Source organism: Acinetobacter sp. YH16038 (assembly GCF_013417275.1).
Lineage (GTDB): Bacteria > Pseudomonadota > Gammaproteobacteria > Pseudomonadales > Moraxellaceae > Acinetobacter.
The window spans coordinates 102,810-118,673 of sequence record NZ_VPEG01000011.1; the positions used below are offsets into that span (position 1 = coordinate 102,810).

13 protein-coding genes and 1 pseudogene are annotated in these 15,864 nt (G+C 44.1%); 11 read left to right on the forward strand and 3 right to left on the reverse strand.

Going from position 1 to position 15,864, the window contains the following annotated elements; translation table 11 throughout:
- The first annotated feature begins 160 nt into the window (after positions 1 to 160).
- Genes FTV34_RS06950 through FTV34_RS06960 form a run of 3 tightly spaced genes read left to right on the forward strand, consistent with a single transcriptional unit; the run spans position 161 to position 3,694 of the window.
- On the forward strand, positions 161 to 934 hold the full coding sequence (locus FTV34_RS06950) for an enoyl-CoA hydratase (protein ID WP_004785705.1): 774 nt from the start codon (positions 161 to 163) through the stop codon (positions 932 to 934).
- A 2-nt stretch (positions 935 to 936) separates the two neighbouring features.
- On the forward strand, positions 937 to 2,457 hold the full coding sequence (locus FTV34_RS06955; protein WP_180069559.1) for a 3-hydroxyacyl-CoA dehydrogenase: 1,521 nt from the start codon (positions 937 to 939) through the stop codon (positions 2,455 to 2,457).
- A 25-nt stretch (positions 2,458 to 2,482) separates the two neighbouring features.
- The gene (locus tag FTV34_RS06960) at positions 2,483 to 3,694 is read left to right on the forward strand and encodes a 3-oxoadipyl-CoA thiolase (RefSeq protein ID WP_159123593.1); all 1,212 of its coding nucleotides are present in this window, start codon (positions 2,483 to 2,485) and stop codon (positions 3,692 to 3,694) included.
- 120 nt (positions 3,695 to 3,814) lie between these two features.
- Here the strand turns inward: FTV34_RS06960 and FTV34_RS06965 are convergent, their stop codons facing one another.
- Positions 3,815 to 4,252: a PaaI family thioesterase gene (locus tag FTV34_RS06965; protein ID WP_180002010.1), complete on the reverse strand. Its 438-nt coding sequence runs from the start codon at positions 4,250 to 4,252 to the stop codon at positions 3,815 to 3,817.
- A 110-nt stretch (positions 4,253 to 4,362) separates the two neighbouring features.
- On the opposite strand from FTV34_RS06965, the gene FTV34_RS06970 reads away from it, so the two are divergent.
- The 7 genes from FTV34_RS06970 to FTV34_RS07000 all read left to right on the forward strand — a co-directional run bounded on the left by FTV34_RS06970 (position 4,363) and on the right by FTV34_RS07000 (position 12,353).
- The gene (locus FTV34_RS06970; protein WP_159123591.1) at positions 4,363 to 5,118 is read left to right on the forward strand and encodes a class II aldolase/adducin family protein; all 756 of its coding nucleotides are present in this window, start codon (positions 4,363 to 4,365) and stop codon (positions 5,116 to 5,118) included.
- Positions 5,115 to 6,038, forward strand: a complete 924-nt coding sequence (locus FTV34_RS06975) for a glyoxylate/hydroxypyruvate reductase A (protein WP_180069562.1) — start codon at positions 5,115 to 5,117, stop codon at positions 6,036 to 6,038. The genes FTV34_RS06970 and FTV34_RS06975 overlap by 4 nt, the downstream gene beginning before the upstream one ends.
- 36 nt (positions 6,039 to 6,074) lie before the next feature.
- Positions 6,075 to 6,863 (forward strand): enoyl-CoA hydratase-related protein, encoded by a 789-nt coding sequence (locus FTV34_RS06980; RefSeq protein ID WP_180069565.1) that lies wholly within the window; start codon positions 6,075 to 6,077, stop codon positions 6,861 to 6,863.
- An 11-nt stretch (positions 6,864 to 6,874) separates the two neighbouring features.
- Positions 6,875 to 7,855 carry a nitronate monooxygenase family protein gene (locus FTV34_RS06985; protein WP_125278515.1) on the forward strand — a complete coding sequence of 327 codons (981 nt, stop codon included), beginning with the start codon at positions 6,875 to 6,877 and terminating at the stop codon, positions 7,853 to 7,855.
- 207 nt (positions 7,856 to 8,062) lie between these two features.
- Entirely contained in the window at positions 8,063 to 9,865 is a 1,803-nt protein-coding gene (locus FTV34_RS06990) for an acyl-CoA dehydrogenase C-terminal domain-containing protein (RefSeq protein WP_125278516.1), read from the forward strand.
- A 135-nt stretch (positions 9,866 to 10,000) separates the two neighbouring features.
- Positions 10,001 to 10,840 carry an alpha/beta fold hydrolase gene (locus FTV34_RS06995; protein WP_180053275.1) on the forward strand — a complete coding sequence of 280 codons (840 nt, stop codon included), beginning with the start codon at positions 10,001 to 10,003 and terminating at the stop codon, positions 10,838 to 10,840.
- Positions 10,841 to 10,856: 16 nt separating this feature from the next.
- On the forward strand, positions 10,857 to 12,353 hold the full coding sequence (locus FTV34_RS07000; protein ID WP_180069568.1) for an NAD(P)/FAD-dependent oxidoreductase: 1,497 nt from the start codon (positions 10,857 to 10,859) through the stop codon (positions 12,351 to 12,353).
- Positions 12,354 to 12,420: 67 nt separating this feature from the next.
- On the opposite strand, the gene FTV34_RS07005 is transcribed toward FTV34_RS07000, so the two are convergent.
- Positions 12,421 to 13,695, reverse strand: a complete 1,275-nt coding sequence (locus tag FTV34_RS07005) for an MFS transporter (RefSeq protein WP_180069571.1) — start codon at positions 13,693 to 13,695, stop codon at positions 12,421 to 12,423.
- Positions 13,696 to 13,976: 281 nt separating this feature from the next.
- On the opposite strand from FTV34_RS07005, the gene FTV34_RS07010 reads away from it, so the two are divergent.
- The gene (locus FTV34_RS07010) at positions 13,977 to 15,659 is read left to right on the forward strand and encodes an AMP-binding protein (RefSeq protein WP_180069574.1); all 1,683 of its coding nucleotides are present in this window, start codon (positions 13,977 to 13,979) and stop codon (positions 15,657 to 15,659) included.
- Positions 15,660 to 15,718: 59 nt separating this feature from the next.
- On the opposite strand, the pseudogene FTV34_RS07015 reads toward FTV34_RS07010, so the two are convergent.
- Positions 15,719 to 15,864 (reverse strand): annotated as a pseudogene (locus tag FTV34_RS07015) (IS4 family transposase); the annotation flags it as partial.

Genomic DNA, 15,864 nt, shown 5'->3' on the forward strand with positions numbered 1-15,864 from the left:
TAATCATAAAATAGCCAACTGAACAAGAGTTTTTACTCTAATTTTTATTAAAAAATAACTTTTTTGAGTTTTTGAGAGAAAAAATCTTGATTTATGGGTCTAGAAACCGTAGTTTTATATAAAATAAAATTTCGCTATACAAAATAAATGGAGATTTTTGATGGAACAGGTAGTTCAAGTAGAGCAAATCTCGACACATGTGGCGATGGTCAAGATCCATCGTCCAGAAGCTAAAAATGCCCTGAATACAGAAGTGCGTCAGAAACTGGCTGCGGCTTTTCTGCAATTGAATGACGATGAAAATATCCGTGCCATTATTCTCACTGGCGGTGAAACTGACTTCGCTGCAGGCGCTGACCTTAAAGAACTGGCAAATGCTGAAACGATCCAGATGATGCAGCGTCGTACCGAACGTTACTGGCAAGCGATTGCACAATGTTCAAAACCAGTGATTGCAGCAGTAAACGGTTATGCATTGGGCGGCGGTTGTGAACTGGCAATGCATGCGGACATTATCATTGCCGGAAAAAGTGCCCAGTTCGGTCAGCCTGAAGTCAAAGTAGGGGTAATGCCGGGTGCTGGTGGTACACAGCGTTTATTCCGTGCCGTGGGTAAATTCCATGCAATGCGCATCATTATGACGGGTTGTCTGGTACCAGCGCCGGAAGCTTATCAGATTGGTCTGGTGTCTCAAGTAACTGAAGACAGCGAAACCCTTGCAACAGCAATCAAAATGGCTGAAGGTTTGGCAAAAATGCCGCCAATTGCGCTGGAACAAATCAAGGAAGTGGCTTTACTGGCTGAAGATGTGCCACTCAATGCCGGCTTAATGCTGGAACGTAAATCCTTCCAGATGCTGTTTTCTTCAGAAGATCAAAAAGAAGGTATGCAAGCCTTTATCGAAAAACGTAAACCAAATTATCAGGGACGATAAGCATGAGCATTCAAATTCAGAAAATCGGTATTATTGGCGTAGGTACCATGGGTGCGGGCATTGCCCAAATCGCGATTCAGTCCGGTCATGATGTGGTGTTGTTTGATGCCAAAGCGGGTGCTGCTGAACAGGCACAGGAAAAGCTGGCTAAAACATTAAATACCTTGGCTGATAAAGGTAAATTCAGCCATGAAAAAGCTGCTGAAGATCTTGCTCATTTATCGATTGCTCATCAGATCGAAGATCTGAAAGATTGCGATTTAATCGTTGAAGCGATTATTGAAAATCTGGAAATCAAACAAAAGCTGATGCAGCAACTTGAAGGCATTGTGAAACCTGAAGCGATGCTGGCATCCAATACATCTTCACTATCCATTAGTGCGATTGCTGCCAATTGCAGCCAGCCGGAACGCGTTGCCGGTTATCACTTCTTTAACCCGGTTCCACTGATGAAAGTGGTTGAGGTCATTGAAGGTTTTAATACCCGTGCTGATATTGTGGATGCACTTACTCAGCTGTCGACCAAGATGGGACATCGCCCGGTAAAAGCTAAAGACACTCCAGGATTTATCATTAACCATGCAGGTCGTGCCTTTGGTAGCGAAGCCTATGCAATTCTGAATGAAAATGTCACTCCATTTTATGAAATTGATCGCATCTACCGTGACGGGATCGGTTTCAAGATGGGGCCATTCGAGTTAGGCGATCTGACCGGGATGGATGTATCTCATCCAGTGAGCGAATCGATCTATCACCAATATTATGAAGAAGCGCGTTACCGCCCAAGCGTGATTACCCGCCAGCGTTTTATTGCTAAACAGCTAGGCCGTAAAACTGGTAAAGGTTTTTATGATTACACTTCAGGTAGCAAAGTAGGTGATGTGGCTCCAACACTGGTTGAAAAGCTGGATCAATATCCATTGGTTTGGCTAGGTACAGAATATAGCGAAGACCGTCAGGTGCTTGAGCAATATCTGAAGCAGTTCAACATCCAGATCGAGCAGACTGAAACACCTTCAGCAGATGCTTTAATTCTGATTGCGACTTATGGTGAAGATGCAACTTCAGCCGCAGTCCGCTATCAGGTGTCTCCGCAGCAAGTAGTCTGTATTGATCTGCTTTACGGTCTGAATAAACACCGTACTTTAATGCCAACGTTTGTGACCAAAGCTGAACTGGTAACCGCAGCACAATCGATTTTCAATCTGGATGGTGTGACTGCGAGCACAATTCAGGAAAGCGTCGGCTTTGTGGCTCAGCGTGCTTTGGCCATGATTGTGAATCTCGGCTGTGATATTGCCCAGCAAGGCGTTGCAACTGTAGAAGATATCAATATCGCGGTGAAATTAGGCCTTGGCTATCCATATGGCCCAATTGAATGGGGGGATGTGCTGGGAGCTGAAAAAATCCTGAAAATTCTGGATCGTATGACTGCGATTACTCGTGACCAGCGTTACCGCCCAAGTCCTTGGTTGCGCCGCCGCGTTCAGCTCGGTTTAGCTCTTGTTCATACTACACATTAATTAAAAAGTTAAAGGAATAACACTCATGTTAAATGCCTATATTTATGATGGTTTACGTTCACCAATCGGTCGCCACGCAGGAAGCCTGGCAAGCGTACGTCCAGATGATCTAGCAGCAACAGTTATTAAAAATCTGTTAGAAAAAACCGGTATTCCAGCAGCTGACGTAGAAGATGTGATCTTTGGCAGCACGAATCAGGCCGGTGAAGACAGCCGTAACGTGGCTCGTTTTGCGGCACTACTTGCAGGTATGCCAGTGACCGTTCCAGGTCAAACTGTAAACCGTCTTTGTGCTTCAGGCTTGGGGGCTGTAATTGATTCAGCACGTGCCATTACCGCAGGTGAAGGCGAACTGTATATTGCAGGCGGTGTAGAAAGCATGACACGTGCACCATTTGTAATGGCTAAAGCTGAAAGCGCGTATTCACGTGATGCGAAAATCTATGACACCACGATTGGTACACGTTTCCCGAACCGTAAATTTACCGACCAGTTTGGCGCGCACAGCATGCCAGAAACAGGTGATAACGTTGCTGAAGAATTTGGTATTACGCGTGAACAGGCAGATACGTTTGCTGCTGCATCACAAGCGAAATATCAAGCTGCAAAAGAAGCAGGTTTCTTTGAAGGTGAAATTACTCCGATTGAAGTTTCACAAGGGCGTAAATTGCCGCCTAAATTAGTGACTGAAGATGAACATCCACGTCCATCTTCGACATTTGAAGCATTATCCAAGTTAAAACCGCTTTTCGAAGGTGGTGTTGTGACTGCAGGTAATGCATCAGGTATCAATGACGGCGCTGCAGCACTGATTATCGGCAGTGAAAAAGTTCAGGAACAGTATGGCTTAAAACCTTTAGCTCGTATTCTGTCTTCTGCAGCCGCTGGCATTGAGCCACGCATCATGGGTGCGGGCCCAATTGAAGCAATCAAAAAAGCTGTAAAACGTGCAGGTTTGACGCTAGATGATATGGACATTATCGAGATCAATGAAGCATTTGCCAGCCAGGTGTTATCTTGCCTGAAAGGTCTGGATGTGGCTTTTGATGATCCGCGTGTCAACCCAAATGGTGGTGGCATTGCGATTGGCCATCCACTAGGCTGTTCAGGTGCGCGTTTGGCTTTAACTGTTGCGCGTCAATTACAGCGTACTGGTAAAAAATATGCCGTGATCAGCCTGTGTATCGGTCTGGGTCAAGGCCTGGCGATGGTGATTGAAAACCCTGAAGCTGCATAACAGCTTTAGTTATCGTATTAATGCCATGTATAGATGATATGCATGGCATTTTTTATTGGGCTATTTATATAGAAATACAAATCCCTGCAAATGCAGGGAATGTTTAAATCAGCGTAAGGATTATTTACGGCCAGTAACCAATAAAGTTGCTGAACCGAAAGCATAAAGTTTACCGTCTTTATCTACAATTCGGCCTTCTGAAGTCAACACATTGCGTCCAATCCGGATCACTTCGCCAATCGCAGTATAAGTTTCGCTATTTTTCATGGCTTTGAGCATTTTGACATTCAGGTCAATAGTGGAAAAACTCACGCCCGCATCAACTGTAGTATGAACTGCTGCACCGGTTACGCTGTCTAGAACCGTGGCGCAGAATCCACCATGAATGCCGCCTTGCAGGTTGAAATGACGTTCATCTGGATAAACTTCATATTCCACATAGTTTTCACGGACTACACTGAGTTTCATGGGAATGAGTTGTCCCATCGCTGAGCCAGGTAATTCGCCATTTTTAATTGCAGTTAGATATTCAAGTCCATTCATTTGAGCTGTAGTCATATAGCTTCCCTTTAATAAAATATTTCGCCTTATGAAATAATATTCTGTTTTTCTAAAATTATGATATAACAGATAGTGATCGAAATGCTATATTTTTCCAGGATGGAATGATGACAATAAAAAATCTCGTCACAGCTGCTGAATGGCAGGCACGCTGTGAACTGGCTGCGCTTTATCGCATTATTGCGCATTATCGGATGACTGACCTGATTGATACCCACATCAGCCTAAGAGTCCCAGATCAACCAGACTGCTTTCTGATTAATCAATATGGTGTCGCATTTGAAAAAATGCGTGCCTCAACGCTGGTGAAGATTAATCATGAAGGGCAGGTGGTAGAAAGCTATGAACAAGACAAGCCAGTAAATATGGCAGGCTTTGTGATTCATTCTGCAATTCATGACGCGCATCCTCATCTGAACTGTGTCATTCATACGCATACCGCGGATGGAATTGCTGTTTCTGCGCAGAAACACGGCCTTCTCCCAATTTCCCAGCATGCCATGAAATTTTATCAGCATGTGGCCTATCACGAATATGAAGGCGTTGCGCTTTCAACTGACGAACAAGAACGCTTGATTCAGGACTTGGGCGACCATCGTGCCATGATTTTACGCAATCACGGGCTATTAACAGCTGGGGAAACCATTGCGCGGGCTTTTCATGAAATCTATTTCCTGGAACGCGCCTGTCAGGCACAGGTGAAGGCCTTAAGCGGCGGTGCCGAGTTGCATTATCCAGCTGAAGAAGTCCGAATTAAAACAGCCAAACAGTTCGCCAGTCCTCTCATTGAACCGATTTTACAGCGTGCCTGGCAGGCCGCTTTGTCCCTGATTGAGCATCAATATACGGAGTATGCATCATGATTGTTATTTCCAGTTCTGTACCAAATATTGAAGCCATTCTGGTCAAGTCTTTTCAAAAATATGCGCCAGCTGGTAGTTTCTGTACAGTTGACAGCCCTGAAGCTGAACAGGCAACCACGGTTGCTGCCTGGTTTCCAGATCTGGAAAAAGTGCAGCAGCTACCAAAGCTTGGCCTGATTCATTCGATTGCTGCTGGGGTAGAACATTTAAACTTAAATGCTGTACGCCCAGATCAAGCCGTTTGCCGGGTACTGGATCCACATCACCAAAAGGGCATGTTTGATTATCTGCTTTGGGGCGTGCTGTATTTTCAGCGTTATTTTGACCGCATGATCCAGCAGCAAAAGCAGCAGCTGTGGAAGCAGTATCGCCAGAGCTATAGCCATCATATCCAGATCGGGATTATGGGACTGGGGCATATGGGCGGATACGTAGCAGAACGTTTCGCAGACATGGGCTATCAAGTCTCTGGTTGGTCGAATTCCCCAAAAGACATTAATCAAGTCAAAAGTTATGTGGGTCAAGAACAGCTTTCCGAGTTCCTGGCGCAAAGTCAGATTCTGATTAACCTGCTACCCCTTACCGAAGAGAATACTGGGATTCTTTCTGCTGAATTATTTCAGCAACTGCCTGAACAGTCAGCTTTGATTCATGTCGGGCGTGGCCAGCATTTAATCGAGCAGGATTTATTGGATGCGCTGGATTCTGGTTATCTGCGTGGTGCAATTGTCGATGTCTTTGAGCAGGAGCCGTTACCTGCGGACCATCCATTCTGGCAGCACGAAAAAATTGTGGTAACGCCACATGTCGCCTCACATGCGCCGATGTCTGTGGTGGTAGAGCAGATTCTGGAAAATGACCGTCGTTTAAATCAAGGGCTGGATTTGTGTCATCAGGTGGATGTCAATAAAGGCTATTAATTGTAGGGATACAGACAAAAAATAAGGAAATTGATGATGTGGGAAATGATTCAGACCCAGGTTCAGCAAGGCGTCGCGACTTTAAGTTTTAATCGGCCAGATTCACTGAACAGTTTCAATCGGCAAATGCATGAGGAAGTGCAACAGGTTTTGAAAAGCTGGAATACGAATCCGGATATTCGGGTGATTGTGATTCTGGGTAATGGCCGGGCATTTTCTGCGGGGCAGGATCTAAAAGAACGTGCCGGACAGCTCGGCAATGTACCTTTGCCTCCCGAAGGTTCGCTGGCCAAATATTATAATCCTTTGATTAATTTGATTCGTAAAAGCCCTAAACCTGTGATTGCAGCGGTAAATGGTGTAGCTGCCGGTGCCGGGGCCAATATCGCACTGGCTTGCGATCTGGTCATTGCCAAAGAAAGTGCCAAATTTATTCAAGCCTTTTCAAAAATTGGCTTAATTCCTGATGCTGGTGGTACCTGGATGTTGCCGCGTTTGATCGGCTATGCACGCGCCATGGCACTAACTTTACTCGGTGAGCCTGTGCATGCCAAAGAAGCGGCTGAAATGGGCATGATCTGGAAAATGATCCCTGATGCAGAATTTGATGCTTATATCGGTGAACTGGCACAGCGACTGGCACAACAGCCGACTTATGCGCTGGCTTTAACCAAACAGGCCTTGCAGCGCAGTGCTGAAAATAACATGGACCAGCAACTGGAGCTGGAGCAAAACCTGCAATATCTGGCTCTGAGCAGTCAGGACTACAAAGAGGGTGTGCAGGCCTTTGTCGAAAAACGCCCTGCACAATTTACCGGACGCTAAGGAGAGCATTCATGAAAATTCAAACGCGTATCACCGAGCTTTTAGGCATTCGCTATCCGATTATTCAGGGCGGCATGATGTGGGTCGGTACTGCAGAAATGGCCAGTGCAGTCTCCAATGCGGGTGGTTTGGGAACGCTGACGGCATTGACACAACCCACACCTGAAGCGCTGACCAAGGAAATTGCACGTTGCCGTGAAATGACGGATCAGCCTTTTGCGGTCAATTTAACTTTATTACCCGCTGTAAACCCACCGCCGTATGCCGAATATCGTCAGGCCATTATTGAAAGTGGAATCAAGATTGTAGAAACGGCAGGTAACAAGCCACATGAACATATTGAGGCCTTTAAACAGCACGGCATCATTGTGATTCATAAATGTACCTCGGTCAGACATGCACTTTCAGCACAACGAATCGGTGCGGATGTAATCTCGATTGACGGTTTTGAATGTGCCGGCCATCCGGGTGAAGATGATATTCCTGGACTAATCCTGATTCCAGCAGCCGCTGATCAGCTCACTATACCGATTGTAGCGAGTGGTGGTTTTGCGGATGGTCGTGGTCTGGTAGCAGCACTCGCTTTAGGTGCTGAAGGCATCAATATGGGGACACGTTTCTGTGCCACACAAGAAGCGCCAATCCATCCCAACATCAAGCAGTTTTATGTCGACAATGATGAAAGGGCAACGCATCTGCTTTACCGCCAGTTCAGAAATACTGCGCGTGTTGCGAAAAATGCGGTATCTGATCTCGTCGTTAAAATGGGTGAAGATCCAAATCTGGAATTTGAACAGATTCGCCCTTATGTTAGTGGCTTAAAAGGCAAGCTGGCTTTGGAAAATGGTGATGTGGATGCAGGTGTACTGACAGCAGGTCAAGTGATGGGATTGATCCACGACATCCCGACTTGTCAAACGCTGATTGACAATATCATGCAAGAAGCCGAACAGATTGTTCAGCAACGTTTGGCTCAGTTTTTCCCGCGCTAGATCGATTTATTTTGATCATTTAATAAAAAGCCATTCATTACCGAATGGCTTTTTTATACCAAAGTTTTAATTTTTTAAATGTGATTTTTTATGTCATGACTAGATTTTATCCATGCACTTATATTATATTCGACCTAAAACATAATTTCGTATTATGAAATTAATTGTCATAAATATACAAATTAGAACTCATACAAGGGAATTACGATGAGAAATTATATTGCGCCATTAAAAGACATGAAGTTTGTCCTGAAAGATCTGCTCAATGTTGAACAGAAATACGAAGGCTATGCAAAGTTCGCAGACAAAGTTTCTATGGATATTATGGAACAATATCTGGAAGTCGCTGCTGATTTTTGCCAAAACGAACTTCTACCAATTAATGCGACAGGCGACCAGCAGGGCTGTCGTCTGCAAGATGGCGTCGTGACTACACCGGATGGTTTTAAAGCTGCTTATGACAAATATGTAGAACTTGGTTTTACCTCATTAACTGGTGATGAAAAATATGGTGGCCAAGGCTTCCCGACCTTATACCGTATTGCCATTTCAGAAATTATTACGGCGACTAACTGGTCTTGGGGTATGTACCCAGGCCTGTCTCATGGTGCGATGCGTACTTTAGAGCATCATGGTAGCGATGAACAGAAACAGAAATTCCTGGTACCTTTAATTGCAGGTCGCTGGACCGGAACCATGTGTTTAACTGAATCACATGCCGGTTCTGATCTGGGCCTGATCCGTACCAAAGCGGTGCCAAATGAAGATGGCAGCTACAGTATCAGCGGTGAGAAAATCTTTATTTCAGCAGGTGAGCATGACCTGGCTGAAAATATCGTACACATTGTATTGGCGCGTTTACCGGATGCGCCTGCAGGTACTAAAGGTATTTCGCTGTTTATCGTGCCTAAATACAATCTGGATGAAGCTGGAAATGTGGCTTCACGCAATGGTGTGGTGTGTAGCGCGATTGAACACAAGATGGGTATTCATGGCAATGCGACCTGTGTACTGAATTTTGATAATGCCAAAGGTTTCCTGATCGGGCCTGAAAACCGCGGTTTGAACTGCATGTTTACTTTCATGAACTCTGCGCGTATCGGCACAGCGATTCAAGGTTTGGCTGCAGCTGAATCTTCTTATCAAGGCGCGTTGGCTTATGCCAAAGACCGTCTGGCGATGCGTTCACTTGAAGGTGCCAAAGAGCCAAACCTACCTGCGGATCCAATCATCGTGCATCCAGCGGTGCGTAATATGCTACTGACTCAAAAAGTATTTGCAGAAGGTTCACGTGCCTTGGCTTACTATCTGGCGACTTATGCTGATATTGCGGAAGCAACGGACAATCCTGAAGAGAAGAAAGCTGCAGAAGACCGTCTGGCATTATTGACCCCAATTGCTAAAGCCTTAATGACCGAAACAGGTGTAGAAGCTGCCAAACACGGTATGCAGGTCTTTGGTGGACACGGCTATATTGCTGAACATGGCATGGAACAGATTGCCCGTGATGCACGTATTGCCAGTCTGTATGAAGGTACTACTGAAATTCAATCAATCGACTTGCTGGCGCGTAAAGTGCTAGGTTCAAAATTGGGTTTGCTCACTGCATTAACGGATGAGATTCAGGGCTTTGTTAAAGAGCATCAGCAACATGCCCAGTTTAACCAGCAGGTTGCACAAGTGAGCCAGCTGACTGAGCAATGGCTAGAATTAACCAAAACGATTCAGGCTCAGGCACAACAGTCTGCCAATGAAATCGGTGCGGCATCTGTGGATTACCTATATTTCTCTGGTTATGTGGTGTCTTCGTATTTATGGCTGAAAATGGCGATTACGGCGCAGCAAAAGATTGAAGAAGGTAATACTGATCCGTTCTATGCAGCGAAGATCAAAACGGCACAATTCTTCTTTGCCCGGATTCTGCCAAGAACTTCAACTCACGTTGCCAATATTCAGGCCGGTGGTGAGAGCCTGTTCCTGCTGACTCCTGAAGAGTTTAAATTCGATTAATCCTTTCACCCACGATCAATCTCTCGATCGTGGGTCTTTTTTTGTTACTACTTTTTTTATCCTGCACAAAACTCAATATCGATAGGTACTTTTCAGTATTACATCGGCCATAAAACAACAAGATCAGGAGTCTATATGGATTTAGACACGATTACTCGACAATGTCCTTATGGTGATCTGCAACTGACTTATCATGAAGTCGGACAGAAATCCTCATATCCCACCATCATTCTGATCCATGGTACGGGTGGAAATACGGACAAACATTTCAGCTATATTTTCCCCATGCTCGGTATCCATCAGCGGGTTTTATCGCTTGATTTGCATACTCCAGATAAAGCCGATCTGGCAGTGACTGATTTTAGTCAACAAGTTGAAGCACTGATCCAGCATGCAGTTGCAGAAGATGAAGCAATTACTGTGGTGGGTTATTCACTTGGTGCTGTGATTGCTGCACAAGTAGCTGCGAGTCTTAAACAGCGCGTGGCACGTTTGATTCTGTTAGCAGGTTGGGCAAAAACCAGCTCGGTGCAACAACTACGGACCACGATCTGGCAACAGCTATTTAACGATCAATCCGCAGCTTTACCGCATTTTGTGAATTATTGCCTGTATAGCGATGATTATTTGTCTGCACGTAGTGAACAGCAGGTGTTGGATCTGGCACGCTTCGTTAAGCCTTCTCAAGATGCAGCCAAACAGCGTGGACTGAATTATCGCATTGACATCACCGCCATTTTGCCGAACATCTCTGCGGAGACTTTGATCGTGGCTTGCCGTGAAGACCGGATGGTGCCTTTAGCGCAAGCAAAATTACTGTTTGCTTCGATTCAGAACAGCCGCTATATCGAAATAGCTTCAGGACATGCAATCCATATTGAAGCGCCAGCGGAAGTGGTGCAACTGATCAACCAGTTTAGCCAGCATCCAGAACAGTATCCGGCGAATCAGAAAATCCAGCCCATGATGCCTTAAAAAAAGGAGAAAAATAATGCAAGCTCAAGGACAGCGCAGCAAGATTTTAATTGTAGGCAGCGGTTTTGGTGGATTAGGCATGGCGATCCGTCTTAAACAGCAGGGCATTCACGATTTTAAAATCATTGAACGTGCAGCAGAAGTGGGCGGAACATGGCGGGATAATACCTATCCCGGTGTCGCCTGTGATGTACCGTCACATTTATATTCTTTCTCGTTTATTAAAAATCCCAACTGGTCACGTGTCTTTCCGCAAGGGGCAGAAATTCAACGTTACTTAATTCAATGCTGTGATCAGGAAAATATCCGGCCACATATTGATTTTCATACTCAGCTCGAAAAAGCCAGCTGGAATACCGAAAAACGTATCTGGAATATTCAGACATCTAAAGGTTCTTATGAAGCAAATTTTTTAATTACAGCAACCGGACATCTGGCAGATGAACATCTGCCACAAATTCCGGGACTAGAAGAATTTCAAGGTCAGGTCATGCATTCTGCACGTTGGAATCACGAAGTGAATCTGGATAATCAGCGTGTGGTTGTCGTGGGTTCAGGGGCTTCAGCTATCCAGCTTGTACCGGAAATTGCCAAAACAGCAAAAAGTCTGACCGTATTGCAACGCAGTGCGCCGTATATTTTACCGCGACCAGACCGGCCTTATTCTGAGTCAGAAAAACAGCTTTTCCGCAAAGAACCAGACAGCATGGCAGTGTTAAGACATTCTTTGTTCTGGGGCAATGAATACAATTTTGCCCAGCGCCGTAATCTGAAAAGTCAGATCGAGCGGGTCAAAAAAAACTGCCTGCAATTCTTGAAACACCAGATTTCAGATCCTAAATTACAGCAGAAACTCACACCGAATTATGAACCGGGCTGCAAGCGTTTATTGCTGTCCAATGATTATTATCCGACTTTTCTAAAACCCAATGTCACGCTTGAAGACTCAGCTTTGACTGAAATTACGAAAGATGGTGTGATCAGTAAGTCCGGCAATGAGTTTTCTGCAGATATCATCGTCTTTGCTACTGGATTTGAAGCAGCACGTCCACCTTATGCGGCAAAGGTGGTAGGTAAACATGGCTTAAGCCTTGAGCAGCAATGGTCTAGTGGTATGCAGGGTTATCAATCTACGACAGTCCATAATTTTCCAAACCTGTTCATTCTGAATGGTCCTAATACCGGAAGTGGGCATAACTCAGCGCTTTATTTTCTGGAAACCCAGTTTGATCTGGTACTGGACGCCTTGCAGTTTTTTGAACAGGAACAGATTCAGGTCTTTGAAGCCGATCAGAACGCTGAAAATCGCTATATGCAAGAGTTACAGCAGCTTTCCCAAGGCAGTGTCTGGTTATCAGAAAGCTGTAAAAGTTGGTATCTGGACCCAGTGAGTCGCAAGCTGACTTTGGTCTGGCCAGATTATGCGCATTCATTTAGAGACAAAAACCAGCATTTTATTCGCAGTGGTTACCATTATGAATACATGGAAAATGCTCAAAGAAAAGTTGTCTGATTTTTAAATTTTATTCATTAAAAAAACCAGTCTATTTGACTGGTTTTTTATTAAAAGATGATAGAGATTAATCTGCTTTTTGCGGATCATATAAGCGGTCACGTATAAACAGTGCAGGAATCAGACCGCAAATAAAATAGGCACCTGCCATTACCAATAGTCCCGTTCCAATTGAGCCTCCATGGGCAAAATAACCAATAGTGAGTGGGGCAAATACTGCTCCGATACGGCCTATATTGAATGCACCACCTACTGCTGTACCACGAATCGAAGTAGGGAAGCTTTCAGTCATATATGTGGCATTAATGGCAAATGGCATACCATATAAGAAGCCGAACATGAGCATCAGGTACAAGATATTGGTCGGTGTATTGAAATAAATTACAATCGGAAGAAACAGGGCTGTGCCCATGGTTCCAAAAGCGAACAAGGCACGTCGTCCGAAACGATCTGCCAGAATGCCTGCGACGATCTTGGCAAAAATCATGATCATAAACGTGCCAACCATATAGCCAGTCATGGCCTTAAAACTGATGCCCAGATCCGATTCGAGATAGGCAGGTAACCAGTTACTTAAACCGGCATAACCAAATTGCAGGGCACCTGCACTTAAAATCCATAGTAAAAACATCCAGCGGTGATTTTTATCTTTGAGAATGACTTTATAAGGATTCTGCTTTTTCACCTTAACTTTGCTAGCTGCTTCCTGACGTTTTAATTCACGTGAACGTAGCCATGAATCCGGTTCAGGAACAAGAAAATAAAGCAGAAAAGCCAGAACGATCGGGCAAATGGTAATCCAGTACAGCATACGCCAGCCATATTCAGGAATAATCCAGCCCGCCAGTAAAGTTGCACATAATGAACCTAAGGTAAAACCGGTCATAAGTGCTGCCAGAACAGTCGTCCGGTATTTTGTCGGAACATATTCTGACATTAAGGTATTACAGGCGATGTATAGGGAACCCAGTCCAATAGCTGCAATACTGCGGATAATTAAAAACTGATGGTAAGATTCTACAAAGCCCAAGGTGCAGGATAAGCTGGAAGCAAGAATCATATAAAATACAATAACTTTCACCCGGCCAAAACGGTCACAGGCCCAACCGCCAATTAATCCGCCAATCACTCCACCGACCAGACTCCAGCTCCCTAAGGCACCTGCCTGAACGGTGGTTAAATTAAATTCAGCTTTGATACTGGTAAGGCTATAGGCCAAGAAAGCCAGATCAACACCGTCTGCAAGTAAAATAAGAAAACATAGAATAAATGCGGTCATCCATATTTTTTTAGGCTGAACTGTGACCTGTTCAGCTTCTAGCACTGAAGTTTCATACGTCATCATCGACATCCTTTTCTTGTTACGTTGTTGTTTTATAAGAATGAATCTACATTCTTTTGTTGCTTTTACTGATTTATTATTTCGCTATAAGAAATTTTATATTATTAATTGATAAAATATATCCAAATAATTAGCCATAAAATTCGTGATTTTATTTGTAAAAATTTGAAATTAGCCAAATATTGCATTGATTTGGGAGGAAAGATAACGTTATTATTTTTTAATCAAAATAAAGTTTCACAATACAAAATAATTTTAAAATCAAGGATAGGAGTGCTGTAATGACAAGTCACCCATGGATGGAAGAATATAAAAAATGGAACGTCAATCCGGAATTTACCCGGCCCGATCCTGACAAAACTTTGAGTACGATGATTGCTGAGAATCTGCTTAAGTTTAAGGATAAGACTGCATTCTTTTATCTGGATCGAAAGTTCAGCTACCAGGAGATTGACGTTTATAGCCAGAAACTGGCTACTTACCTACAGAATCTAGGCCTAGCAGCCGGTAGCCGCATCGCGGTGATGTTGCCGAATATTATTCAATATCCGATTGCGACTTTCGCGATTATTCGTGCGGGTTATATTCTGGTTAATGTAAACCCGATGTACACCCAGCGTGAGTTGTATCATCAAGTTCAGGATTCAGGAGCAGAAGCCTTGATTATTCTGGGCTCAACCTTAGAACAGTTAAATAATCTGGATGAATGTTCTGCGCTAAAACATGTGATTTCTACCCATCCGCTCGATTTCATTCAGGATCAGTCAGTTTCAATTTATAGCCAAACAGCGCAATATCCTGATAAACATTTTTCTGACTTTAAGCAGGCCATTGATCAGGTACAGGTGATTGATTTTGTAGCGCCTGTACAGCAGCAGGAAGATACTGTCATTCTGCAATATACCGGTGGGACTACAGGTGTTTCCAAAGGGGCTGAACTCAGTCATCGCAATATCTTATTTAATATTGCCCAGAACAGTACGGTGTTTATCAGCCATTTTGGCGATCGTTATGCCACAGAAGGAGAATATGTATTTTGCGCCTTGCCGCTGTATCACATTTATGGTTTTACCATCTGCCTGTTCAGTTATGGACTAAGTCGCGGTTTTGCCAATGTCCTGATTCCAAATCCAAGAGATCTGGATGCATTGGTAGATCAATATCATAAGCATCCACCGACGGTGTTTCCGGGCGTGAATACCATGTTTAATGCATTGGCTCATCATCCACGTTTCCGCGAGCTGGATCACTCACGCCTAAAAACCACGACAGGCGGCGGTGCATCTGTTTTAAAAAATACAGCAGAATTATGGTACGAAGTCACAGGCTGTCATATCTATGAAGGCTACGGTCTTTCTGAGACCTCACCAACGGCAACATTTAACCCACCTTTAAGCAAGCGCTTTAGCGGTAGTATTGGCTTGCCATTGGCAGGCACAGAAATTCAGATTCTGGATGATAAAGGAAAACCTGTAGCACTTCATCAGGCTGGAGAAATTGCTATTCGCGGCCCTCAGGTGATGAAAGGTTACTGGAAGCAATCGGAAGCAACAGCACAGGTATTTACCAAAGATGGTTTCTTCCTGACAGGTGATATCGGTTGTATGGACGAGCAGGGTTATATCACCATTCTGGACCGTAAAAAGGACATGATTCTGGTCTCCGGCTTTAATGTCTATCCAAATGAGCTGGAAGGCGTTTTATCCAAACATCCTAAAGTACTGGAATGTGCCGTCATTGGAGTGGATGATGAAAAATCTGGACAAGTTCCGAAAGCCTTTATTGTAAAACAGGATACCAGTCTGACCGAGAATGAAGTCATGACTTATCTGAGACTACAATTGACCAGTTATAAGCTGCCAAAATATATTGAGTTTGTGTCTGGATTGCCAAAGTCTGCAGTCGGTAAAATTCTACGCCGTGAGTTGCCTAAAACCGTGCAGCCGGATGCCAAAGCCTGCTGAGAAATGACATAGTCAAAATAAAAAAAGGAATCTTTCGATCATTGCTGTCCCACAATTTTTCACAAGAGGAAGCTCAAATGAGCTTCCTCTTGTTTTATGGGTATTTTATCGGGTGAAAATAAAGCTTTTAAAGTTCTTCTTTCAAACAAATTCACTTGAATTATTCTGAGTAAACGTTGAACTGTCCAACCTGTTTTTCCTAAAT

What these genes read in the sequence shown, in the direction of transcription:
- FTV34_RS06980 (WP_180069565.1), top strand. Translation starts at nt 6,075, where the DNA reads ATGTGGGAAATGATTCAGACCCAGGTTCAGCAAGGCGTCGCGACTTTA.
- FTV34_RS06955 (WP_180069559.1), top strand. Translation starts at nt 937, where the DNA reads ATGAGCATTCAAATTCAGAAAATCGGTATTATTGGCGTAGGTACCATG.
- FTV34_RS06950 (WP_004785705.1), top strand. Translation starts at nt 161, where the DNA reads ATGGAACAGGTAGTTCAAGTAGAGCAAATCTCGACACATGTGGCGATG.
- FTV34_RS06975 (WP_180069562.1), top strand. Translation starts at nt 5,115, where the DNA reads ATGATTGTTATTTCCAGTTCTGTACCAAATATTGAAGCCATTCTGGTC.
- FTV34_RS07005 (WP_180069571.1), bottom strand. Translation starts at nt 13,695, where the DNA reads ATGACGTATGAAACTTCAGTGCTAGAAGCTGAACAGGTCACAGTTCAG.
- FTV34_RS06960 (WP_159123593.1), top strand. Translation starts at nt 2,483, where the DNA reads ATGTTAAATGCCTATATTTATGATGGTTTACGTTCACCAATCGGTCGC.
- FTV34_RS06995 (WP_180053275.1), top strand. Translation starts at nt 10,001, where the DNA reads ATGGATTTAGACACGATTACTCGACAATGTCCTTATGGTGATCTGCAA.
- FTV34_RS06985 (WP_125278515.1), top strand. Translation starts at nt 6,875, where the DNA reads ATGAAAATTCAAACGCGTATCACCGAGCTTTTAGGCATTCGCTATCCG.
- FTV34_RS06970 (WP_159123591.1), top strand. Translation starts at nt 4,363, where the DNA reads ATGACAATAAAAAATCTCGTCACAGCTGCTGAATGGCAGGCACGCTGT.
- FTV34_RS06965 (WP_180002010.1), bottom strand. Translation starts at nt 4,252, where the DNA reads ATGACTACAGCTCAAATGAATGGACTTGAATATCTAACTGCAATTAAA.
- FTV34_RS06990 (WP_125278516.1), top strand. Translation starts at nt 8,063, where the DNA reads ATGAGAAATTATATTGCGCCATTAAAAGACATGAAGTTTGTCCTGAAA.
- FTV34_RS07000 (WP_180069568.1), top strand. Translation starts at nt 10,857, where the DNA reads ATGCAAGCTCAAGGACAGCGCAGCAAGATTTTAATTGTAGGCAGCGGT.
- FTV34_RS07010 (WP_180069574.1), top strand. Translation starts at nt 13,977, where the DNA reads ATGACAAGTCACCCATGGATGGAAGAATATAAAAAATGGAACGTCAAT.